Raw genomic sequence first — 23,421 nt, 5'->3', positions numbered from 1 at the left:
GTGCCGCTGCGCGAGGCGCCGGTTCTTGATGTGCATCAACGATCCCGTGCGCTATCCTTCGCGCCTCCAAAATTCCCTCGCTACAGGATTCCGCCCTCATGAAAGCCGCACTCGTCGAACTCATCAGCAAAATCAGCTCCGGGTGCATGAGCGACGACGAAATTCTCAAGGTTGCTGACGAAGCGGTCCAGGCCTACGCCGATCCCGGGGCTTTTATGACAGCCAACCCGGACATCAACTACGACGACACTTTCCCGATTGCCTTGGGCGAGTGGGTCGTCGTCGGCAGCCTGCCGGAAACCGTGCTGTTTCAGGCGGACACTTACGTGGACTTGTTCGCGCAGATCGTCGCCTCGTTTGGTCCGGGGGTGGATTTCAATATCAAACCCAAACAACTGGCGAAGACCGAGGCGCTCACCGCGCTCAATCGCATCCAGGTGCAGATGGGCAGCATGAACAAGGAAAACGGCGGTTACACGCTGATGAACTTCAGCCAGTTGCTCGACGACGAACTGCAAGTGGTGCTGGTCTTCGGTAACGACGTGCCGCGCGTACTCGAGTTGTGCGCCGAGGTCGGTATCACCGCCGCGCCTTCGCTGGAAGCGCTGAAAATCGCCCTCCACGTTTGATGGAATAAAACGGAACCCTCGCCATGGCCGACTATCCTAAGAGTGCACATCACTCTTAGGGAGCGACACCATGGGTTCTACGTTCAACGGCCTGATTGGCCTGATCATCCTTGCCCTCGATATCTGGGCAATCATCAACGTGCTGAAAAGTGGCGCCACCACCGGGATGAAAATCGTCTGGGTGCTGCTGATCCTGCTGCTGCCGGTATTGGGCCTGATCATCTGGGCGATCGCCGGGCCACGGGGCAACGTGCGGATCTGATCCCTCTCGTAAGGTCGACACCTTCCCTGTGGGAGCGGGCTTGCTCGCGAAGGCGTCGTGTCAATTGCCATGAATTTGGCTGGCACACCGCTTTCGCGAGCAAGCCCGCTGCCAAAGGGGATTGTGACGGGTCATCAACTGACGTTCGACCTGTCATCTTCCGCGACGTAGAATGCGCGCCTTTCCCGGGCAATCGAGCGGATCGATTGGCCATCATGGGCGGGTAACCGTCCGTTGCCACCCGCATTCATCGGAGCACTTCCCATGAGCAACACCCCAACCAGCGAGTACCTGGAAACCCTTTACGAAGGCTACGGCCAGCGTTTTCGCATGGAAAAACTGCTGCACGAAGTGCGCACCGAGCACCAGCATTTGGTGATTTTCGAGAACCCGCGCATGGGCCGCGTGATGGCGCTGGACGGCGTGATCCAGACCACCGAAGCCGACGAATTCATCTACCACGAGATGCTCACCCATGTGCCGATCCTGGCGCACGGCAGCGCCAAGCGCGTGCTGATCATCGGTGGCGGCGACGGCGGCATGCTGCGTGAAGTGGCCAAGCATGGCAGCGTCGAGCACATCACCATGGTCGAGATCGATGGCACCGTGGTCGAGATGTGCAAACAATTTCTGCCGAACCACTCCAAGGGCTCGTTCGAAGATCCACGCCTGAACCTGGTGATCGACGACGGCATGCGTTTCGTCGCGACCACCACTGAAAAGTTCGACGTGATCATTTCCGACTCCACCGACCCGATCGGTCCCGGTGAAGTGCTGTTCTCGGAGAACTTCTACCAGGCTTGCCGTCGTTGCCTGAACGAAGGCGGCATCCTCGTGACCCAGAACGGCACGCCGTTCATGCAGATCGAAGAAGTCAAAACCACCGCCGGGCGCCTGCGCAGTTTGTTCCCGGATTGGCATTTTTATCAGGCGGCCGTGCCGACCTACATCGGCGGCTCGATGACTTTCGCCTGGGGCGCGACCAGCACCGCCTACCGCAAACTGTCCCGCGAATGCTTGCAGCAGCGTTTCGCCGGCAGCGGCATTATCACCCGCTACTACAACCCGGAAATCCACATCGGTGCCTTCGCCTTGCCGCAATACGTGCTGCAGGCCGTGAACAAGCCAAGCAACGACTAAACGTGCCACAACCCATGTAGGAGCAGCCGATCGACGCTCCTACATAGGTGTAATCCGTTGGAACGATCAGTCCGGGCAAAAGTCCAGATAGTGGTAAGCCCATTTGCGGGTTTGTTCGAGGAGGCACTGATGCAAAAGTGGAAGATCACCTTCGTGGACGATCATGGCGAAACAGTCAGTGAAGTCTTTGAGTGCGACGAATGCCCGGACAACGAGCACGCCGCCAAACTCATCAAGGCCCGGGTCCTTCCTGTGGCTGCCGAGCTGGATCTCAACGATCTGGAAGGGCGGACCAGTGACGCGTGCGTCAAGGAACTCAGGACCCAGCACAGCATACAAATCCTCGGCATCACTCCCGTCTGATTTCTCTCGTAACACCCTCGTGAAATAACCAGGCCTTGGCAGCGCGTCTCACTTGCGGCTACTCTGCAAGCGAGATCAGCGAATGGATCGCTAAGGTCTGGTCTTGTCAGCTACATGCTTGTTTCCCATCGGCAAAAAATTGCCGCATCGCGTGCACCATTCGGTTGCGGGCGTCGGGAGTACGGAAAGTCTATCCATCGGTTTGAGGAGGACGTTTCATGAGCACAGCCTATCAAGAAGACATCAGCAGCTCGGTGCTGCGCCGCATGAAAGAAGGCGGTTTCGACTTTTCACGATTCCATCCGATCGAGTTCTACGCCATTTTCCCGGACGAGGAGCGGGCACGCAGGGCGGCAGGGCATTACTGCGGTGAATCCATGAATGCACAAATCAGCGTGCGCGACGACGGTGCCTGGGCGCTGGAACTGAGCAAAGTGATGTACGCCACCTACGACGGCATCGGCGACTTTGAGCAGGACTTCGAGGCGGTGGTCGAGCCTTTGGGCGGCATCATCGAAGGATGGGGCGTCAAGCAGGAGGTACGAGGGCTACTCGCATAACACTATGAACAGCGACAACATCCACTAACGGCTGACCTTCGGGTTGGCCGTTTTAGTCTGTGGCGTTAAATCCCGAAACAAAAAAAAGCCGCCTGAACAAGGCGGCTAAATGGGAAGTTCGGTGAGCATTTCCAGCGAATGCGCCGATTATCCGCATCGACTGTCGGGCAGTGAAATCAACTGTGACTATGCTGGTGATAGGCGAAAGCATTGCTTCGCAATGAAGCGGGGGCAATCAGGTTGGGGCGTTTGCTGCACAGGAATGGTGCGGCGTGTCCGCGACGAATATCCAACCGATTGATATCAAAGCGTTTATGCCGATGGCACGGGCCTTGCGAAGGCCTGTATGTCCGGGTGACAAGGAGTACGGCATGATCCGCACCTATTTTGATGAGATGTACGATGCCGGCGGCCAGGTCCGCCCGCATTATCGGGAGTTTGCCCGTTGGCTGGCCGAGACGCCTGACGAGCTCTTGGCACAACGGCGCCGTGAGGCCGATTTGTTGTTTCATCGCGCCGGGATCACCTTCACGCTCTACGGGGACGAGCAGGGCACAGAGCGCCTGATTCCCTTCGACACCATTCCGCGCAGCATCCCTGCCAGCGAATGGCGGATCGTCGAGCGCGGCTGCATTCAGCGGGTCAAGGCGTTGAACATGTTTCTCGCCGACCTCTATCACGAGCAGCGCATCATCAAGGCCGGGATCATCCCGGCCGAACAGGTGCTGGCCAACGAGCAATACCAGTTGGCGATGCAAGGCCTGGATTTGCACCGGGATATCTATTCCCACATCTCCGGCGTCGATCTGGTGCGCGATGGCGACGGCACGTATTACGTGCTCGAAGACAACCTGCGTACACCCAGCGGTGTGAGCTATATGCTCGAAGACCGCAAGATGATGATGCGGCTCTTCCCCGAGCTGTTCTCGGCCCAGCGCATCGCGCCAATCGACCATTATCCGAACCTGTTGCTCGACACCCTGAAAAGCTCCAGCCCGATCGATAACCCGAGCGTAGTGGTGCTGACCCCGGGACGCTTCAACAGCGCGTTTTTCGAGCATGCGTTTCTCGCTCGGGAAATGGGCGTGGAGCTGGTGGAAGGCGCGGACCTGTTCGTGCGCGACGACAAGGTGTTCATGCGCACCACGGACGGGCCGAAAGCGGTCGATGTGATCTACCGCCGTCTCGACGATGCGTTTCTAGATCCGCTGGCGTTCAACCCGGATTCAATGCTTGGCGTCCCGGGGCTGCTGTCGTCTTACCGCTCGGGCAATGTGGTGCTGGCGAATGCCATTGGCACCGGGGTCGCGGACGACAAATCGGTGTATCCATTCGTGACCGACATGATCCGTTTCTACCTTGACGAAGAGCCGATTCTGAAGAACGTTCCGACGTTCCAGTGTCGCAATCCCTCTGAACTTTCCCACGTGCTGGCGAATCTTCCAGATCTGGTGGTCAAGGAAACCCAAGGCTCCGGCGGTTACGGAATGCTGGTGGGGCCGGCGGCGACGGCGGCGGAAATCGAGTCCTTCCGCGCACGAATCAAAGCGAAGCCCCACGCGTACATCGCGCAACCTACGTTGTCGCTGTCGACCTGTCCGACCTTTGTCGAAAACGGCATCGCGCCACGTCACATCGACCTGCGTCCGTTTGTATTGTCTGGCCGCGAAACCCGGGTCGTGCCTGGCGGCTTGACCCGTGTCGCGCTGCGCGAAGGCTCCCTGGTGGTGAATTCCTCCCAGGGCGGCGGAACCAAGGACACCTGGGTGGTCGAGGATTGAAGGAAGCTTGCCATGTTAAGTAGAACTGCCTCGGATTTGTACTGGATGTCGCGTTACCTGGAGCGGGCGGAAAACCTCGCACGGATGCTCGACATCAGCTATTCGCTGTCGCTGATGCCACAGGATGGTCGCGGTGACGGTCTGCACGAACTCGCCATGCCGCTGCTGATCACCGGCACCCTCGAGGACTATCTGGAGCGCCACGGCGAGTTGCACGCCGAACGGCTGCTGCATTTTTTCGCCCTTGATGCGGCCAACCCGGCGAGTATTTACAGCTGCCTAGGTTCGGCGCGGGCCAGCGCTCATGCGGTGCGTGGCCGAATCACCGCGGACATGTGGGAAAACATCAACGCGACCTGGCTGGAAATTCGCGGGATCGCCGAACAGGGTTTGAGTCGCTATGGCATGAGCCGTTTCTGCGAGTGGATCAAGGAACGTTCCCACCTGTTTCGTGGCGCGTCGTACGGCACGATCATGCGCAACGACGCGTTCCGTTTCATCCGGCTGGGGACATTTATCGAAAGGGCCGACAACACTTTGCGCCTGCTGGATGCCCGTTACGAAATGGCCGGCGATCAGGCCGAAGCGGTCAGCGATGGTACGGCTCACGCCTATTACCAGTGGAGCGCTTTGCTACGGGCATTGTCGTCATTCGAGGCCTACACCGAAATCTACCGTGATGCACCTGGTGCCCGGCATGTGGCGGAACTGCTTCTGTTGCGCGCCGACGTTCCGCGTTCCCTGCGCGCCTGCACCGAAGAAATCGACCAGATCCTCGCCCAGTTGCCCGGCGCCAACGGCCGTCCGGCACAACGTCTGGCAGCGGAAATGGACGCGCGCCTGCGCTACACCGGCATCTCCGAAATTCTCGACGAAGGCCTGCACGCCTGGCTGACCGAGTTCATCCCGCTGGTGCGCCAGTTGGGTAACGCCATACACAGTTCCTACCTGGAGGCTGCATGAGACTTTCCATTAGCCACGAAACCACCTATCACTACGAAGATCAGGTGCGGGCGAGCATCCAGTACCTGCGACTGACTCCTCACGACAGCGAGCGCCAGCATGTGCTCAGTTGGCAACTCGACCTGCCGCGCCCGGTGCGCGCGCAACTCGATCCGTTCGGCAACATCCTGCACGTGCTGACCATGGACGAACCGCACGAGGCGATCATCATCGGTGCCCGTGGCCAGGTCGACATCGACGAATTGCGCGAAGCCGAGCACGAGAGCCAGTCAGCGCTGCCATTCCTGCGGTTCACGCGCCTGACGGAACCCGACGAGGCCTTGCGCGCGTTCGCCGAGAAAGAGTGCAAGAAGCGCCGGGACCGCACGGCACTGATTGACTTGATGCATGGCTTGAATTCGCACATGACCTACACGCCGGGCTCCACCGAAGTGGACACCAGCGCGGCCCAGGCCTTCGCCGGACGTTCCGGCGTATGCCAGGACCACACCCACGCGTTCCTCGCGTGTGCACGCAGCCTGGGCATTCCGTCGCGTTACGTGTCGGGGTATTTGTACAGCGAGAATTGCGAACACCTGGCCAGTCACGCATGGGCGGAAGCCTGGCTGGATGACGCGTGGTACAGCTTTGACGTGACCAATGAACTGGCACGGCCGGAGCGTCATTTGAAACTGGCAGTGGGCCTGGATTATCTGGACGCGTGCCCGGTGCGCGGGATGCGTCGGGGTGGTGGCTGCGAGCAGATGCACGCGAAGGTGTTTGTGTCGCCGACGCCGGTACCGTTGCCTGTGATCTCAGTCCAGCAACAATAATCACGAACACCGCACAAACCCCCGTAGGAGCTGGCAAGCCAGCTCCTACGGGGGTTTGCGTCAGGGCTTAACTTTGCGCCCAGCCATATGCTTCAAATACCCCACCAGCATTTCGAGCTCCCCATCCGGCAATACCTGCGCCGAGAACCCCGGCATCTTCGCCTGTGGCCACTGCCGCAAACTCTGCGGGTCCCGAATGTAGCGCTTCAAGAAGTCCGCCCCAAGATACTCCGTCGGATTAAACGGAATATTCAAATCCGGCCCGAACTGCGCGTCCCCGGCACCATTGAGTCGGTGACAGGCCAGGCAGTTCTTCTGAAACAGCGCAAACCCCAGGTTCACCGGATCGTGCGCGTTCAACGCAGGATCAGGCAACAAGGCAGGGAAGCGCTCGGCCACGGGCGCCATGCGTTTGATCGCAGCCACTTGAAAGGGCCACTGCTCAGGGCTGATGTTGCCTGCCTGCGGGTCAGTCCAGACCAGATAAAACGGTCCGGCACTCGGCTTGCCTGCTGCAAGCGCCGGCCACGGTTTGGCGGGATCTTCAATCGCCAGCCACGCGCGCGCACCCTTGGCATTGATCAAAGGCGCTGCCACCATCTCAGCGGCAAAACCATCAAGTGCTACGGCTTGCAAGTGATCGTCCGGCTTGATGCCGGTCAACAACACCGCCAGGGGCACGACGCGATAGCTCATGTCCCGTTTATAAGAAACGTCGTTGCTGACCGTGAGGGTTTGAACCTGAGGATGCTTGAGCAATTCCTCGGTTTGCCAGGTGCGACTATTCTCGCCCAGCTCGAGGTTCAGCTGTGCGGCATAAAGAGGCGAGCCGACCAGCAAAGCCCCCAGCACAATGAGCGTTTTCAAATGATCGCCAACCATGTGGTGAAATTGCCGTAAAGGTTGGCACAGCCACCCTGGCCCGGATAGCGAGCCAGTCACATTTTTGATGAAACAATAGACAACCCTGGCGCCGTATTTTCGATAACAGACTTAACCAATTACCCTCGTCAGGTTCGGCAAAATCAACAACAGCGTAGTTGCGAAAAGAATGAGCCCGGCTTGACGTACTTTCGAATGTTTGAACATGGCTTGACCGCCTTTTTTGTTATTTCCTGATGCCTGCCTGCATATCTCCATGACGGCAGCGCGATTCACTTCCTGTAGAGCGAGCGCCTCGGCAAAACCCGACGACAACTTCGCATATGTTCACCTTAGGGCTCACGTCACTCGTGGCTTAGATCCATTTCATATGGAGAGCTTGCGAAATGCCTTGAAAAAGGCATGAGGCCATGTGCCAGCTTCTTTGCCGCCCTTTTGCTAGACAGCTCCGTGTCCTGAAACGGTTAACCCGGTAGCACACTACCGTCCGTCTGAGCGTGTCCGTCAACGTCAGCGAGCATTGCGGTCATTGAATCGGCGGTGGCTCGGCATAAGGTGAGGGCTCAGCATTAACTCACCGCTCAGGTTCGAGGACGTCATGACCCAAGCTTTAATTTTCGACGCATTACGCACGCCACGTGGCAAAGGCAAGGCCGACGGCGCCTTGCACAGCGTCAAGCCGGTGAACCTGGTGGCCGGTTTGCTCCGGGCGTTGCAGCAGCGCACCTCGCTGGACACCAGCCAGGTCGATGACGTGGTACTGGGTTGCGTGACGCCGGTCGGCGATCAAGGTGCCGATATTGCGAAAACTGCAACGCAAGTGGCCGATTGGGACGTCAGTGTGGCAGGCGTGCAAATCAACCGTTTCTGCGCGTCGGGGCTTGAGGCGGTGAACCTCGGGGCAATGAAAGTACTTTCCGGTTTCGAAGAGTTGGTGGTGGTCGGCGGCGTCGAGTCGATGTCCAGGGTGCCGATGGGCAGCGACGGCGGCGCGTGGGCGCTGGACCCGGAAACCAATCTGCACAGTCATTTCACCCCGCAAGGCGTCGGCGCCGACCTGATCGCTACCCTCGAAGGCTTCAGCCGTCAGGACGTCGATGCCTACGCGCTGCATTCCCAGCAGAAAGCCGCGCGGGCCCGGGCCGACGGTTCGTTCAGCAAATCGTTGGTGCCGGTGCGGGATCAGAACGGCATCCTGCTGCTTGATCACGATGAGTTCATTCGCGCCGACTCCACCCTCGAGGGACTGGGCAAACTTAAACCGAGCTTCGAAATGATGGGGCAAATGGGCTTCGACGCCACCGCGTTGCGAGTCTACAGCCATGTCGAGCGCATCAATCATGTGCACACGCCCGGCAACAGTTCCGGGATTGTCGACGGTGCCGCGTTGATGCTGATCGGCTCCGAGGCGAAGGGCCGCGCGTTGGGCCTGCAGCCCCGGGCGCGAATCGTTGCCACTGCGGTCACCAGTACCGACCCGACCATCATGCTCACCGGCCCGGCGCCGGCCACCCGCAAAGCGCTGGCCAAGGCCGGGCTGCGGGTTGAAGACATCGACCTGTTCGAGGTCAACGAAGCGTTTGCCTCGGTCGTGTTGAAGTTCATCAAGGACATGGCCATCGACCCGGACAAGGTCAACGTCAATGGCGGTTCCATTGCGATGGGCCACCCGCTCGGCGCAACTGGCTGCGCGATTCTCGGCACGCTGCTCGATGAGCTGGAAGTCCGGCACCTGCGCTACGGCCTCGCGACCCTGTGTGTCGGCGGCGGCATGGGCATTGCCACCATCATCGAACGCCTTTGAGCCCCGACCTTAAGGAAACCTGCCATGACTGAAGCCATTCGTTACGAAACGGGCCAGGACAGGATTGTCGTCCTGACCATCGACATGCCGGGCCAGAGCGCCAACACCATGAACGCGGTCTACCGCAAGGCCATGGCCGCCTGCGTCGCTCGCCTGGTTGCCGAGAAAGACAGCATCGCCGGCGTCATTATCACCTCGGCCAAGAAAACCTTCTTTGCCGGGGGCGACCTCAATGAGCTGATCAAGGTCGGCAAACCTGAAGCCGAAACGTTCTATCACATGGTGCTGACGCTAAAGGGCCAATTGCGCACGCTGGAAACCCTCGGCAAGCCTGTGGTGGCCGCCATCAACGGCGCTGCGCTGGGCGGGGGCTGGGAAATTTGCCTGGCGTGCCATCACCGCGTGGCGCTGGACAATGCATCGGTGCAACTTGGTTTGCCCGAAGTCACCCTCGGCTTGCTGCCGGGGGGCGGCGGGGTGGTGCGGATGGTGCGCATGCTCGGGCTCGAAAAAGCCCTGCCGTATTTGCTTGAGGGCAAGAAAGTCCGCCCGCAGCAGGCGTTGCAGGCGGGGTTGATCGATGAGCTGGCGAAGAACGCTGACGAGCTATTGGCCAAGGCCCGGAGCTGGATTATCGCCAATCCCGGGGCGGTACAGCGCTGGGATGTGAAGGGCTATCAAATTCCCGGCGGTACGCCATCGCATCCGAAAGTCGCGCAGATGCTGGCGATAGCGCCGTCGATCCTGCGCACCAAAACCCAGGGCTGCCTGCCCGCGCCGGAGAAAATCCTGTGCGCGGCGGTGGAAGGCGCTCAGGTGGATTTCGACACGGCACACCTGATCGAAACCCGCTACTTCACCGAGCTGACCACCGGCCAGATTTCGAAAAACCTGATCGGCACGTTCTGGTTCCAGCTCAACGAGATCAACGCGGGCGGCTCGCGGCCCCAAGGTTTTATACCTTATGTAACGCGGCGCGTGGGTGTTCTGGGCGCGGGGATGATGGGCGCCGGTATTGCCTTCGTCAGCGCATCGGCGGGGATCGACGTGGTGCTCAAGGACATCAGCCTCGCGGCGGCAGAGAAGGGCAAGGCGCACTCGGCGGCGCTGCTGGACAAGAAAGTCGCACGCGGCCAGTTGAGCGCCGAACAGCGCGATGCGGTGCTGGCGCGGATCAAAACCAGCGAAAATGACACTGATCTCACCGGTTGCGACCTGATCATTGAAGCCGTGTTCGAAGACCGCGAACTGAAAGCCAAGGTCTCATCCGCCGCACAACAGGTCGTTGGCCCGGATGCGGTAATCGCTTCCAACACCTCGACCCTCCCGATCAGCGGGCTCGCCACTGCCGTGCCGGATCAAAGCAAATTCATCGGCCTGCATTTCTTCAGCCCCGTGGAGAAAATGCCCCTGGTGGAAATCATCAAGGGCGCCCACACCAGTGATGAAACCCTGGCGCGAGGTTTCGATTTCGTCCTGCAAATCAAGAAAACCCCGATTGTGGTCAACGACAGTCGCGGTTTCTTCACTTCGCGGGTGTTCGGCACCTTCACCAACGAAGGCATCGCCATGCTTGGCGAAGGCGTTAGCGCACCGATGATCGAAGCGGAAGCGCGCAAGGCCGGTATGCCCATCGGGCCTCTGGCGATCTCCGACGAAGTTTCCCTCAGCCTCATGAGCCATATCCGTCAGCAAACCGCCAAAGACCTGCACGCAGAAGGGAAACCTCTGACAGAGCACCCGGCGTTTGCTGTGATTGATTTGCTGCTCAACGAGTACAAACGTCCGGGCAAAGCGGCGGGAGGTGGGTTCTACGATTACCCGGCCGGTGGCCAAAAGCATCTGTGGCCGGAACTCAAAAGCCGTTTCGAAAAAACCGATGGGCAGATCTCGCCAAAGGATGTACGTGATCGCCTGTTGTTCGTGCAAGCCATCGAAACCGTGCGTTGCGTGGAGGAGGGCGTGCTGACCTCGACGGCGGACGCCAACGTCGGCTCGATCTTCGGCATCGGCTTCGCGGCCTGGACCGGCGGTGCGCTGCAGTTCATCAACCAGTATGGCGTGAAAGACTTCGTCGCCCGCGCCCAGTACCTGGCGGAACAGTACGGCGAACGGTTTGCGCCACCGGCATTGCTGCTGGAAAAAGCGGCGAGAGGGAAGGCGTTCTAAGGGACCGATAACGCACGCCGGGGCTTGCCTTGCCACCCTGTTTAGAGGCAGGCTCTGGGGTGTGCATTATTCCCATCACGTGTCAGGTATTTTTTATGTCGTTACGCATCTGCATTCTGGAAACCGACATCCTGCGTCCGGAACTGGTCGATCAATATCTGGGTTACGGGCAGATGTTCCAGCGTCTGTTTTCGCAGCAACCGATCGCCGCCGAGTTCACTGTCTACAACGTGATGCACGGCGAATACCCAAGCGATGATCAGACCTTTGACGCCTACCTCATCACCGGCAGCAAGGCCGATTCCTTTGGCACCGACCCGTGGATTGAAACCCTGCGAACCTATCTGCTGAACCGTTATGAACGCGGCGACAAACTGCTGGGCGTGTGCTTCGGTCACCAGTTGCTGGCGCTGCTGCTGGGCGGCAAGAGCGAGCGCGCGACGCAGGGCTGGGGCGTCGGTACCCACAGCTACAAACTCGCGGCCAAGGCGCCGTGGATGAGCCCGTTACGTGAAGAGTTGACGCTGCTGATCAGCCATCAGGATCAAGTGACGTCGCTGCCGGAAAACGCGACGATCATCGCCTCCAGCGAGTTCTGTCCGTTTGCCGCGTACCACATCAACGATCAGGTGCTGTGCTTTCAGGGGCATCCGGAGTTCATTCACGACTATTCGCGAGCGCTGCTGGATATTCGCCAGGAAGCGTTGGGCCAACAGATCTACTCGAAAGGCATGGCGAGCCTTGAGCAGGAGCATCACGGCACCACCGTTGCGGAGTGGATGATGCGATTTGTGGCGCATAAGCCGGAAACGGTTTAACGCTCCAAAAGCATCAATGGCAAGCCAGCGCCTACAGAAGATTGCGTATTCCTTGTAGGAGTTGGCTTGCCAGCGATTGTCACAGACGACGCGGTGTCGGCTACAACCAGCCCGACTTCTTGAAACTCCCCCACAAACCCACACACCCCACCGCAATAAACCCCAACACCGCGAAGTACCCGTAGTGCCAGCTCAATTCCGGCATGTTCTGGAAATTCATCCCGTAGATCCCGGCCACCGCCGTGGGGAACGCCAGAATCGCCGCCCACGCCGCAAACTTGCGCTGCACCACGCTCTGGCGTGAAGCCTCCAGCAACACCCCGACCTCGATGGTCTGACTGGCGATATCCGCCAGGGTCGTCAGGTCTTCCATCTGCCGTGTCACATGGATTTGCACATCGCGAAAATACGGGCGCATGTTCTTGTCGATGAACGGAAAACTGAGCTTCTGCAACTCCTCGCTGATCTCCACCATCGGCGCCGCGTAACGACGCAAGCGCACAACATCCCGACGCAGGCCATGGAGTTTCTGAATGTCATGCTCATTCAGGGCGCTGCACAACACGTTGCGCTCAAGCTCATCAATCTCGGCATGAATCGCTTCGCCCACCGGCTGGTAGTTTTCAATGACAAAGTCGAGGAGGGCATAGAGTACGAAATCTTCCCCGTGCTCAAGCAACAGCGGACGCGCCTCACAACGTTGTCGGACATAGGCGTAGGACGCTGAATGCCCGTTGCGTGCGGTAATGATGTAGCCGTTGCCGGCAAAGATATGAGTCTCGATGAACTCAAGCTTTCCTTCGTGACGGATCGGCGAATACGTGACGATAAACAGCGCGTCGCCAAAGGTTTCCAGCTTCGGTCGGCTGTGTTTTTCCAAGGCGTCTTCGATGGCCAGTTCATGCAGCTTGAATTGGCGTTGCAGGTTGGCCAGTTCCTGAGCGTTAGGCTCTTCGAGGCCGATCCAGACAAAGTGGTCTGGCTTGGCAGCCCAGGCAGCGCCTTCGTCCAGGGTGATATTGGAGACTTTCTTACCAGCGCTGTAAACGGCAGCAGCAACAACTCGACCCATGATTCAGATTCACTTCTTATTAGCAGGTGGCAGGCAATATTGAGCTTAGCCTTGTCTGCTGCTTCAGAGTCAGTGAAATCTGTAGAGTTCGCCGTAAAGGTGACTTTAAAACGCGCTCTTAACTGCAGGAGCGAGCTTGCTCGCTCCTGCAGTTAAGAGCGTGGGTTTTGTTTATGCGGTTTGCAGTTGCCGATCCATCGAAGCGATGCACTCGCGCATCTGTTCGCGGCATTGGGCGATCAGCATCGGCATGTCGTCCAGGCTCAATCCAGCCGTAGGAATCGCCGGCAGCGAACGGATCAGAATTTTCCCACTGCGCCAGCGGTTCAATCGCATGTGCTTGACGTAAGTGCTGACACACACCGGCACGATTGGCACGCCGGCGGCGATCGCCATCTGGAACGCGCCTTTCTTGAAGGGCAGCAGTTCCTCACCGAGATTACGCGTGCCCTCCGGGAACACCCAGATCGACGTATCTTCATGCTGCAAGGTGTGCGTCGTGGTCAGCATCGACTGACGCGCCTTGTGTGCGTTACCGCGGTCGATCAGCACATTACCGGCCAGCCAGAACAACTGCCCGAACAGCGGCACCCACTTCAGGCTTTTCTTGCCGATGCACACGGTACGGCGCGGCACCACGTTGCCGAACACAAACAGATCATAGTTGGACTGGTGGTTGGCGATGATCACGCAGCTCTCAGTCTTGTTCATCAACTGACCGACTTCAGCCTTCAGGCGCAGACGCAGAATACACATCGCCGGCCACGCATATAAACGTGCGCACACACGGCTGTTATCCGGGTTGAATGGCCGGCACAAGCCGAGTATCACCCCCAGCACACCGGCCAACATAAAGTGCAGGCCCATCAATAGCATACGAATCACAAACAGCATCTGCAGGACCCACCGCAATAAAAGGTGGCGCAGTGTACGGATGTGCACTGTATTCGGCAATTGTAGCTACAGTGGGAGGAGATAGGCGATGTTTGAGCGCATGTTTCCGACTTGTTGGTCAGACCTGTCCTAGAGCGGTTACAGGCTTTTCAACATTGCACGTAAGAAAAAGCCCGACACGACGGTCGGGCTTTTCGGTGCGTCAGGCTGGTTAACCCAAATGCTGCTGATCCTGAAGGATGGCGGCATCCAGAGTTTCCAGCAATGCCTTGCGCACTTTCAGCTTGGTGTTCTTGTGCGCCGTCATATTGATCTTCTTCAACTGACGAGCCGCCGCCAGAGCGGCGCCTTGCAGTTCTTCGGCGGACACCACAAGGTCGAGGAAACCGGCATCCACGGCGCTCTGCGGATTAAACATCTCGCCATTGATTACCGAGCGGTGCAGCGCGGCTTTGCTCAGGCGATCGCGGGCGATCTCGATGCCAGCGTGGTGCATGGTCATGCCGATCTGCACTTCGTTCAGGCCGATGCTGAACGGACCGTCGACCCCAATTCGGTAATCCGCCGACAACAACAGGAACGCACCCTTGGCCACCGCATGCCCCGAGCACGCGACAATCACCGGGAACGGGTGCGACAGCAGCCGACGCGCCAAGGTAGAGCCGGCCGTGACCAGCGCCACGGCTTCTTTAGGGCCCGCCGTCATCACCTTCAGGTCGTACCCGCCCGACAGAATCCCGGGTGTACCGGTAATGATCACCACCGCACGATCAGTCACCGCCCGATCCAGCGCAGCATTAAACGCGGCAATCACGTCCGGTGAGATGGCATTGACCTTGCCATTGCTCAAGGTCAGGGTCGCGATACCGTCTTCGAGGTGGTAGGAAATCAACTCACTCATGACGCTATTCCTTGTATGAAAGTTGAGGCAGACGTTACCCACCACTGCAGCCCAGGTAAAGCGCCGTGACTGACCCGCCAGTCACCCTTTTATCCTCCGGGCAAGCTCCGCCAACCCCGTCCGCCGCACGTGTACCTCTATAGTGAAGAGAGCTCGACGCCGAAGATTGGCAGGTTTGCCTTGCCCCGAAACCTGCTGAACCGCTGAATCGCTAAGCGCATGAAAATTCTGCAAAAAAAATTTGCCATCGGAAAAGGTTTCGACTACATTAGCGCGCCTCGACAGACAGAACATGTTTGATGAGATACGGTGAAGTGTCCGAGTGGCTTAAGGAGCACGCCTGGAAAGTGTGTATACAAGAAATTGTATCGAGAGTTCGAATCTCTCCTTCACCGCCAAATTCGTTGTAACCAAAACCCCTGATTTCGAGAGAAATCAGGGGTTTTGTGGTTTCTGGGGTGGTTTTTACGCAGCGCCAGGGCATTTGTGAATTTGATGTAGGAGATTTCCCTGGCGTGTGGGGCGTCATGCTGCAAACTTAGGTGGTTAGCGTTGCCATGGGAAGTAGCCTACATGCGCTATGTAGCCTGAGCCTTGTCCAATTGCCTTGGCATTCCTTGGTGGAATTAGCAGTAGGCGGCGTCGGCCATTCGTCGGTGGTTTGAAAATCGGAATAACAAGTCTGGTAATGACCGGCTAGTCTCAAAATCTTGGTGGTCGATATGATTCGGGCAAATAGGGCTTGCCGGTGTCGATCCCGCATTTGAGAGGGGCGAAAAGATGGCTGATCCGTATATCGAAGACGACGGTGCTGAATTTCCGATCAACAATTGCGTGCAGTGTGGCCAGACGGAATATGTGGTGGCTTACGGTGACGATCAGGTCAAGCTCGGCAAAATGAAATCCATGGCGCCCCGAGGGCCGAAAGCGAAATTTTTACCCAAGGTAGCGGCACCCGCGAGAAAATAATCAAACACCCCTAGGCCCGTTTAAACGGGGTTTTTTTACGGCTGAGCGATTTCGCGTAGTCCGGGTTTTATTTCACAAAGTTTTCACAAGGCCTTACGTAGTCTCAGCTCATCCGTTAGAAAGCAATACCTGGCCCGTCTCCCCAGCGGGCTTTTTTTTGCCTGTCGTAAAACCTTTCCCCAAAACGCTGTCCAACCGTCGCCGATGGCGGGGTCGGGTTCGTGCGTCTGGACTTTCTCGCCGCTAAAGCATTCAATCGCGACCCTTTTTTGATTTCCCCATTTTTGAGGTTCTTGTCATGCGTTTAACACTGCCCGCTCTGGTTTTGGGGCTTTTGGTTGCTCAAGGTGCAATGGCTGCTGGCGATGGCACTGCCGCGCTGGGCGGCGGTCTGGGTGGCGCCTTGGGTAATGTGGTCGGTCAAAACATGGGTGGCAGCACCGGCGCAGCAATTGGTGCCGGCGTTGCGGGCGCAGCCGGCAGTGCCGTGGCAGCACGCAAGGGCAGCCGCACCAAAGCGGCGATCGGCGGCGGCGTGGGTGCTGCGGGTGGCTCGGTGATCGGTAACAGCCTCGGCGGCAAGACCGGTTCCACCATCGGCGCTGGCCTGGGCGGAGCGTTGGGCGGCGGCGTCGGCAGCAACCTGGCCAAGGGTCACAAGCGTCACTGATCCTGAGCGATCAACCGAAAAGCCCGGCGTGATGCCGGGCTTTTTGTATCTGCCTGTTTCTCTTTCGCGGATGTGGAATCTTTCGCGGTCCAACGCTCAACGCTGGCCGGATTCAGTGGGGCAGGTGCTAGACTCCGCGAATCCGCAACGCGTCCTTTTCCCCGATGCGGAATTAGAGGTTCTTCTCATGCGTTTGACATTGTCCACGTTGGTTCTGGGACTTTTGGTGGCTCAAGGCGCAATGGCGGCCGGTGATGGCACCGCTGCTGTTGGCGGCGGTCTGGGCGGTGCGTTGGGTAACGTGGTCGGCCAGCAGATGGGCGGCAGCACCGGTGCGGCGATTGGTGCCGGTGTCGGCGGCGCAGCGGGCAGCGCGGTAGGTGCGCCGAAGGGTAGCCGCACTGCAGCCGCCGTCGGTGGTGGGTTGGGCTCGGCGGGCGGCTCGGTGATTGGTAACAGTCTCGGCGGTTCGACCGGCTCCACTATTGGCGCCGGCTTGGGCGGTGCGGCGGGTGGTGCGGTGGGGAATAACCTCGGCACCGACAGTGGCGGTTCCCATTCTGGAAATGGGCATAACAACAAACATAAGAACAAGCACAAAAACAAACATCGCTAACCGTATCGAATGACACTGAAACCCGGCCCCGTGCCGGGTTTTTCGTATCTGTGCCCTGGTTTCCGGAACGTTTAGCCGTTGGCTGCCTCGAAACCTCATACACCCCTGACTATCGCGAGGCCTGTCATGACACCTGAAACCGAAGGCAAGGAAGAGAAAGGCCCAAGCGGCCTGCCGTTTATCAACGACCCTGGTAATGAAGATCCGGGATCACTGATGGATGACGCGACGGTGCCGCTGAATGATTCCGATGATGCGGGAGATGTCGGGCTGACGGAGCTCGAAGACGAAGATGATGACGAGCAGTAGTTTTTTGCCATTCGACCGATCGTCATTTTTATCGAACTGCACCTCTGAGAGGGTCATCGAAATACCAGGACCTGTATTTCAGATCCCTTGAGAGGTGCTATATGAACGCTGACACCAAAGACGTCAATTTTGACGATACCCCTGAATATCCACTGCCTTCGCCCACCGATTCTTTAAGCCGGGACCAGCGTCCGCCGGATGATGAGAATGGCGTGGAGCAGTTGCCGAATGATGAGGTGACGCGCACTAGGGATGTGGAGGCTGACATTGAGGATCCGGATATTGCGGGGGATGATTGTTCTGGGGAGCCGAGTTGATCGATTTTTTCGCACTTGCAATGGCCGTGCTTTATGGAAATAACGTGGGTAAGCCACGTTATTTTTTGTCTGATTCAATCCATCTTCTATAAAAATTTCTTTGTTCATTCGGATCATTCGTCAGGTTGTCTTCGTCATAGTCAAAAATGTAAATGACATCTTCTATCGACGCTGGCTTGCCTAGCGTTAATTCGTATGCCTTCAGCCCAAGAGACATCTGTGAAGACATGCTGGAAGGGTGGACATTGATTTTTGATCCTTTGCAAAGAAACTGTATCTGGGGATTGTCTGCACGAACCCGTCCGAAACACCTAAAAAAATCAGTATCGGCATACGTTTCGCGGAAGCCATTTTCCATCACGAAAGTGATAGAAACGGTTGCACTGTCGCAAAGAAGTTGAGCTGCTTCCTTTGCGCTATCAATACTGATTATTATCTCAACTTCAGACTTCATTTCCTGATTTTCCTGTTTGGATTTGGGATCGAATAGCCAAACTCTTTACCATTATCAATGATCAACGTTGCTCCAAGGATATCTTCATTTTTGATCCGATTTGGGATGGCAATCTCCTTCTCCCTGTCGAACTGATACATCGTACCGAGCTCTTTTTTCAAGTCGTAACCTGGAATTTTTTGGAGGGTGTAGAGATAACCCATTTTCGTATTAAATCCAGTGGCAAAAGTTTTTCCCATATCTCGGGAGGTCGACGTGCTAATAAAATTGCTCGGTGGGTGATCACTGTCGATGGAGTGGAGTAATAGGTCATTGCTTTTACCTTTACTTTTAAAACCATTTTCGAATACATCATCAGGCTCTCGTTGATCTCCTCGGTACAGGTAGTCAGCCTCTCCTTTCGGCTTGGGTAATTCAGTCTGAGTCCCTTTTACTGCTGCCTTTTTGGTCGGATCCTCAACCTCCTCAGCCCCCCCGCACTTCCCACCCCCCGGACACTCACTCAACCCCAACGGATCAACCCACCTCGTCGGACTCCGCGTATACCGATACTGATTCAACCCACCCGCCAACCCGCTCGGATCCGGTGTCAGATACCGGCCAACATCCGGCTGGTAATACCGATGTCGGTTGTAGTGCAGGCCACTCTCCGCATCGAAATACTGCCCCTGAAAGCGCAGCGGTTGGTCGAGGACCTGGTGGGTGTCGCGGTTAAGGCGGGTAAGCCGCCCGTACGCGTTGTATTGGGCGGCCCAGACGATGTCGCCGCTGTAGTCGGTGAGTTCCTGCGCAGTGCCGAGGTGGTCGAGTTGGTAGTAGAACGGGCAGGCTTTGCGCGGGCCTTTGCCGTCGAGCATGGCCAGGGGGCGGAAGCTGCCGGGTTCGTAAACGTAGCTGCGGTAATGTTCGCGGCTGCTTTCGGCGACGACTTTGTTGCCTTGCCAGAAGAACTCGGTGGTTTTGCCGTCGACGGTTTTGCTGATACGACGGCCGAATGCGTCGTAGCGGTAGCTTGCGGAGCGTCCCTCTGGCGTGGTGAGGCCGATCAGCCGGTGCTGGCAGTCGTAGCGATATTCCGTGACGAGGGTTTGCGCGGCGCCACGGCGTTCGCGGATCAGGTTGCCGAAGGCGTCATAGTCATAATGGCGGTCGCCTTGCATCAGCAGGCGATTGCCAAGCACCTTTGTTCCGCCGGCACGGTCCTGCATCAGCAGGTTTCCGGCGGGATCGTGGGCGAAGCTTTCCGGTTGCTGATCGCGGGTGTGGCGGACGCGGATCAGCCGGTCGAGCGCATCGTAGCGATAGCTGCGCTGGCCGTGGCGGGTGTCTGCGACGCTGTCGAGATTGCCATTGGCGCTGTAGGAATAGTCGCGGCGATACAGCGTTTGTTGCTGCTGGCTGATGGCGTGGGCTGTCAGTCGCCCTTGGTCGTCGTATTGATATTCGCTGAGCAGCAGGCCCTGTTGGCGGTTGTGTTCTCGATCGGCAACAAATATATGCGACGTCAGGCGCGTGCCATTAAGGTCAATTGCCGTCAGTGCGCCGCCCTTGGCGTGGTGGTAGTCGAGTTTGCTGGCGTCTGGCAGGCGCAGATGATTGAGTTGTCCACAGGCATCGTAGCCATAACGCAACGTTCCCCAAGCCTGATGTTCGGTGATCAGCCGGTCCTGGCTGTCGTACTCAAACTCCAGTGGATGATCCTGACCGTCATCGACGCTGACCAGCCGGCCCAGGCTGTCATAGCGGTATTCGACCTTGATGCCATCCGGCAGCGTCTTGACCAGCAACCGTCCGGTAGAGTCCCGTTGAAAAGCGCTGACCCGCTGCGAGCCGTCGTCACCAAACTCGGTTTTTTCCAGCAGTTGACCGTTGAGGTCGTAGGCATACGCGGTGCGTCGGCCATCGAATCCGATTTCCTGTCGGATCAATCCATTGGGTGTGTAGTCCAGCTGATATTTTTCGCCGGATTCGTTTTCAATTTCGGTCAGCAACAGCCGCGCGTTGTCGTGGCGATAACGCAGTTGGGTGCCATCGGGATTGATCCGCCGGCTGATCAGGTGCAGATCGTCGGCGTACTCATAACGCGTGACCCGACCCAGTTCGTCGCGTTCAGCGGTGACCTTGCCGTAGGCGTTGTAGCTGAAGGCGCGAGTGGAGCCCGTGGGAAAAGTCTTCTGGATCAGTCGTCCAACGGCATCCCATTGGTAACGGGTGACAGCACCCTGTGCGTCCTGACGTGCAGTCTGCCGCCCAAGCAAGTCGTAGGAAAAACGACGCTGACTACCGTTCGGTAGCGTCTCTTCGATCAACTGCCCGAGGGAATTGCGGACAAACAGGTGACGGCTGTTGTCCGGATATCGAATGGATAGCGGCTGGCCTTGCCTGTCGTAGTGATAGTGGGTGACGTGGCCTTCCGGATCGCTCGCCTCGGTGACGTCACCCTGGGCATTGCGCTGATATTTCCAGACCGCTTTGCCGCGATACCGCGCATGCAGGAAGCCGTTGCGGTACTCGTAGGATGTTGGCTCACCCTCTGAAGGAATCAGAGCCGTCAGCCGTCCGACTTCGTCATAACGGTATTCAGTGACGGCACCGAGCGGATTCCGCTCGGTGATCAGTTGGCCCTTATCGTCGTATGCCTTGCGAGACTCGCCGCCTTCCGGACTGACACTGCGCACCAGCCGCGCCCGATCGTCGTGCTGATAAACCTCTTCGCTGCCATCAATATTCAGGACGGTGACGCTGCCCTCGTCATCCCAGACATACCGTGTGTCCATTTGCGAAAAAGACGCCCAATGTCGGACACATCGCGCAGCCTTGCCGGACTTTTCCCACTCCCAGAAGAAACTCGCGCCGCCACCTAGTTGCCGCTGCAAAATGACGTGTTGATCGTCGTAGTCGTAGCGCTCGCTTTCGCCAATTGCATTGGTCGCTTCGATCAAGCGATGGCAGGCGTCGTAGCGGTAAACAACCAAAGTCTGCTCGGTACGCCAGGCATCTACCAATGTGTCAGCGGGGTGAAAGCTCTGATACTCGACGGCGGCCAGGTGGCGGCGGTCATAGCGCAATCGCAGCGAACGCCCGGCGCCATTGTCGAGGCGCATGATTCTGTCGGCCGTATCCCGCTGGACTGTCAGACGATTGCCATAGGCATCGCTGATGGCAGTCAGGCGGCCTGTGCGAAAGTGGTAAAAACGCGGCCTCTCGCCAGCCTGGCCAAGGATCAGTTCTTCCGGCTCATCGCCAAGGTAGATCGCCGCTCGGGACAGACTGTTGTGGATCGCCGCGCGTTCACTGTTCGGCAACGGAAAAGGCGTGCGACGGTTTTCGTGGTCGATCCAGATGACCGTATCGCCGGTGATCTCCAAACGATGCGCCAGGGAATGACTCCAACCAAAACCGAGGCCACCGTCGATCTCGACGGCGCTGGTGCGATACACGCGTGTGAACTCGAACGGTAGCAATCCATCCAGCGTGCCATCGGTCAGGGTCAGCAGTTCCTCGCCGGTGACCATGGAGACCGGGCAGCCGTTGGTGCAGGTCAACGGTCCGCAATCGACACTTTGATCATTCGGGTTCTTCCCCGAATCAGGGACATCATCTCGATGTTTCACGCGGCTCAGGCGTGTCGTCGCTGCGGATTTTGTACGGGCGATGGCGAGGGGATTGTTCACCCGTAATGCTGGTGAACCACTGGCGGCAATCAGTAACGGAACGGCCGGGGTCGGTGTGATTTGCGCATTTCGACCGCTGATCACCAGCGGTTTAAGCACGCCCGCGTGAATACCCAAATCAGCACGGGCGGTCAGGCTCGCCAAGCGCAAACTCGCCGCCGCCAGCCATTGGCGCGCACGCTCGGACCTGACCTTGGCCAGCACTTTGAGACTGATGCCGATCTTCAAACCCGCAAGGCCGGTGAGGCACGCCAGCAGGAAAGCGATCAGTATTTCCGTGCGAATTTCCGCCACCACCTCGGCGATGTATTGCGGTGGCAGCATCCGCAACCAACTGGTAAAGGCGGCGAGATGGATGAACAGCAGCGGTTCATCACTCAACACCAGCAGCAGTTTCTCGATGGACTCGGTCGAAGCTTTCAGCAGCGTCGCGAGTTCTGCGTCGGTCAGGTACTCGAGCAGTTTTTCGCTGTTGGCGCGCAGGTCCGCGATCAGGGCGTAAAGCTGTTTTACGTCATTCCACACGCCGGTCAGCGAGTTGTCGACTCCCCGCCAATCGGCGCGTTGCAGCATTCCGTAACGTGCAGTGAAACCAGCCTCGGAAAATTCCCGCCACATCGGCTGAAGTTCACGTGTCCACTCGTTACGCAACCATCCTTCAAGGTCGTCGATCACACGTTGATAGGACGCATCAAGCGCGCTGACGTGTTCCTCGGAAACATCGGGAAAGAACGTGATGCGGTAACGCTGGCCGCGCCAGCATGTGGGGATTTCAAGGATGCCGCTGGGGCCGATGACTTCATGAATCGGCTCGCCAAATGTAGCGACGCCGTTGTCCTCGGCGAGTAAAGGTTCAAGCGTGACCGGCGTATTGCCGATCGGCACGAAGCGCGCGGCGTCGAACATGTGCACCAGGGTCAGGGGACCGCTGGCCGGGCAGGTGGCGAGTGTCGAACTGACGGGGGCGGTCGAATCCTTCGGTGCACTTAGCCGGACTTCGTCGCCGACCTTGAACACCTGATCGACATCCAGTGCCCCGTCGATCCAGTGTTTTTCTTTGTTTAGGCAAAGGCGGAAGTCGCTGAACACCTCTTCCACGTTTGGCTGCTTGGGATTCATGGCTGCGACCACAAGCAGACCGATAGCGTTGTTCAAGGCCAGGACCTTGTCAGGTTTGAACATTCGCAGCCTCTCGCGCAGATCGATTTGGAGCGCGAGACTTTGCGGGGGATCAATCGGGAAAGAAGTCGGGAAAGGAGGAGTTTGATGTAGGGCGAATCGCTAAATGCTTGCCAGCGTCGTCATCAGGGTTTCGCTACCGTCGGGAGATTGCACATTGCTCTATGCCGGTCGCGCTCGCTA

At 58.0% G+C, this 23,421-nt stretch carries 22 protein-coding genes and 1 tRNA gene; 17 read left to right on the top strand and 6 right to left on the bottom strand.

From position 1 onward, the window contains the following. The first annotated feature begins 98 nt into the window (after positions 1–98). From ACYZT4_RS12465 to ACYZT4_RS12430, 8 genes are all read left to right on the top strand, one after another. Entirely contained in the window at positions 99–629 is a 531-nt protein-coding gene (locus ACYZT4_RS12465; RefSeq protein ID WP_461988151.1) for a hypothetical protein, read from the top strand. 70 nt (positions 630–699) lie between these two features. Next, the gene (locus tag ACYZT4_RS12460; protein WP_262169451.1) at positions 700–891 is read left to right on the top strand and encodes a PLDc N-terminal domain-containing protein; all 192 of its coding nucleotides are present in this window, start codon (positions 700–702) and stop codon (positions 889–891) included. Between the two features lie 264 nt (positions 892–1,155). Further along, positions 1,156–2,031, top strand: coding sequence for a polyamine aminopropyltransferase (speE, locus tag ACYZT4_RS12455; RefSeq protein ID WP_461988150.1), 876 nt, complete (start codon positions 1,156–1,158; stop codon positions 2,029–2,031). Between the two features lie 129 nt (positions 2,032–2,160). Continuing rightward, positions 2,161–2,394: a hypothetical protein gene (locus tag ACYZT4_RS12450; RefSeq protein ID WP_461988148.1), complete on the top strand. Its 234-nt coding sequence runs from the start codon at positions 2,161–2,163 to the stop codon at positions 2,392–2,394. Positions 2,395–2,612: 218 nt separating this feature from the next. Continuing rightward, entirely contained in the window at positions 2,613–2,954 is a 342-nt protein-coding gene (locus ACYZT4_RS12445) for a ribonuclease E inhibitor RraB (RefSeq protein WP_461988146.1), read from the top strand. Positions 2,955–3,325: 371 nt separating this feature from the next. Continuing rightward, positions 3,326–4,735, top strand: a complete 1,410-nt coding sequence (locus ACYZT4_RS12440; RefSeq protein ID WP_017337349.1) for a circularly permuted type 2 ATP-grasp protein — start codon at positions 3,326–3,328, stop codon at positions 4,733–4,735. A gap of 12 nt (positions 4,736–4,747) precedes the next feature. After that, on the top strand, positions 4,748–5,698 hold the full coding sequence (locus ACYZT4_RS12435) for an alpha-E domain-containing protein (RefSeq protein ID WP_461988144.1): 951 nt from the start codon (positions 4,748–4,750) through the stop codon (positions 5,696–5,698). Further along, positions 5,695–6,510, top strand: coding sequence for a transglutaminase family protein (locus tag ACYZT4_RS12430; RefSeq protein WP_461988142.1), 816 nt, complete (start codon positions 5,695–5,697; stop codon positions 6,508–6,510). Before ACYZT4_RS12435 ends, ACYZT4_RS12430 begins: the two co-directional genes overlap by 4 nt. Before the next feature lie 60 nt (positions 6,511–6,570). On the opposite strand, the gene ACYZT4_RS12425 is transcribed toward ACYZT4_RS12430, so the two are convergent. Further along, positions 6,571–7,392 carry a c-type cytochrome gene (locus tag ACYZT4_RS12425; protein WP_461988140.1) on the bottom strand — a complete coding sequence of 274 codons (822 nt, stop codon included), beginning with the start codon at positions 7,390–7,392 and terminating at the stop codon, positions 6,571–6,573. A 598-nt stretch (positions 7,393–7,990) separates the two neighbouring features. Between ACYZT4_RS12425 and ACYZT4_RS12420 the strand changes: the two genes are divergently transcribed. The 3 genes from ACYZT4_RS12420 to ACYZT4_RS12410 all read left to right on the top strand — a co-directional run bounded on the left by ACYZT4_RS12420 (position 7,991) and on the right by ACYZT4_RS12410 (position 12,183). Beyond that, entirely contained in the window at positions 7,991–9,196 is a 1,206-nt protein-coding gene (locus ACYZT4_RS12420; protein ID WP_461988138.1) for an acetyl-CoA C-acetyltransferase, read from the top strand. A gap of 24 nt (positions 9,197–9,220) precedes the next feature. Further along, entirely contained in the window at positions 9,221–11,365 is a 2,145-nt protein-coding gene (locus ACYZT4_RS12415; protein WP_461988136.1) for a 3-hydroxyacyl-CoA dehydrogenase NAD-binding domain-containing protein, read from the top strand. A gap of 95 nt (positions 11,366–11,460) precedes the next feature. Further along, on the top strand, positions 11,461–12,183 hold the full coding sequence (locus ACYZT4_RS12410) for an amidotransferase (protein WP_461988134.1): 723 nt from the start codon (positions 11,461–11,463) through the stop codon (positions 12,181–12,183). Between the two features lie 100 nt (positions 12,184–12,283). Here ACYZT4_RS12410 and ACYZT4_RS12405 read toward each other — a convergent pair whose 3' ends face one another. The 3 genes from ACYZT4_RS12405 to ACYZT4_RS12395 form a co-directional block, all read right to left on the bottom strand. Next, entirely contained in the window at positions 12,284–13,255 is a 972-nt protein-coding gene (locus tag ACYZT4_RS12405) for a magnesium and cobalt transport protein CorA (RefSeq protein ID WP_461988132.1), read from the bottom strand. Positions 13,256–13,426: 171 nt separating this feature from the next. After that, a complete protein-coding gene (locus tag ACYZT4_RS12400; RefSeq protein ID WP_461988129.1) occupies positions 13,427–14,149 on the bottom strand; it encodes a lysophospholipid acyltransferase family protein in 723 nt (240 codons plus the stop codon). A 211-nt stretch (positions 14,150–14,360) separates the two neighbouring features. Then, positions 14,361–15,050, bottom strand: coding sequence for a crotonase/enoyl-CoA hydratase family protein (locus ACYZT4_RS12395; RefSeq protein WP_461988127.1), 690 nt, complete (start codon positions 15,048–15,050; stop codon positions 14,361–14,363). A 308-nt stretch (positions 15,051–15,358) separates the two neighbouring features. On the opposite strand from ACYZT4_RS12395, the gene ACYZT4_RS12390 reads away from it, so the two are divergent. The 6 genes from ACYZT4_RS12390 to ACYZT4_RS12365 all read left to right on the top strand — a co-directional run bounded on the left by ACYZT4_RS12390 (position 15,359) and on the right by ACYZT4_RS12365 (position 17,931). Then, positions 15,359–15,448: transfer RNA gene (locus ACYZT4_RS12390), tRNA-Ser, on the top strand. 382 nt (positions 15,449–15,830) lie between these two features. Next, entirely contained in the window at positions 15,831–16,019 is a 189-nt protein-coding gene (locus ACYZT4_RS12385) for a hypothetical protein (RefSeq protein ID WP_461988125.1), read from the top strand. Positions 16,020–16,317: 298 nt separating this feature from the next. Then, positions 16,318–16,689, top strand: coding sequence for a bacteriocin (locus ACYZT4_RS12380; RefSeq protein WP_128873396.1), 372 nt, complete (start codon positions 16,318–16,320; stop codon positions 16,687–16,689). A 187-nt stretch (positions 16,690–16,876) separates the two neighbouring features. Then, complete coding sequence (locus tag ACYZT4_RS12375) at positions 16,877–17,305, top strand: glycine zipper domain-containing protein (protein WP_461988123.1); 429 nt, start codon at positions 16,877–16,879, stop codon at positions 17,303–17,305. Between the two features lie 126 nt (positions 17,306–17,431). Further along, on the top strand, positions 17,432–17,614 hold the full coding sequence (locus ACYZT4_RS12370) for a hypothetical protein (RefSeq protein ID WP_461988121.1): 183 nt from the start codon (positions 17,432–17,434) through the stop codon (positions 17,612–17,614). Between the two features lie 101 nt (positions 17,615–17,715). Continuing rightward, positions 17,716–17,931: a hypothetical protein gene (locus ACYZT4_RS12365; protein ID WP_461988119.1), complete on the top strand. Its 216-nt coding sequence runs from the start codon at positions 17,716–17,718 to the stop codon at positions 17,929–17,931. A gap of 58 nt (positions 17,932–17,989) precedes the next feature. On the opposite strand, the gene ACYZT4_RS12360 is transcribed toward ACYZT4_RS12365, so the two are convergent. Both ACYZT4_RS12360 and ACYZT4_RS12355 read right to left on the bottom strand, forming a co-directional pair. Further along, positions 17,990–18,385, bottom strand: a complete 396-nt coding sequence (locus tag ACYZT4_RS12360; RefSeq protein WP_461988117.1) for a hypothetical protein — start codon at positions 18,383–18,385, stop codon at positions 17,990–17,992. Continuing rightward, the gene (locus ACYZT4_RS12355; protein ID WP_461988115.1) at positions 18,382–23,241 is read right to left on the bottom strand and encodes an RHS repeat-associated core domain-containing protein; all 4,860 of its coding nucleotides are present in this window, start codon (positions 23,239–23,241) and stop codon (positions 18,382–18,384) included. Before ACYZT4_RS12355 ends, ACYZT4_RS12360 begins: the two co-directional genes overlap by 4 nt. Between the last annotated feature and the right edge of the window lie 180 nt (positions 23,242–23,421).

The organism is Pseudomonas sp. GB2N2 (assembly GCF_054897705.1).
The sequence above is the reverse complement of the archived record's forward strand: the minus strand, read 5'-3'. Positions and strand labels throughout refer to the sequence as shown.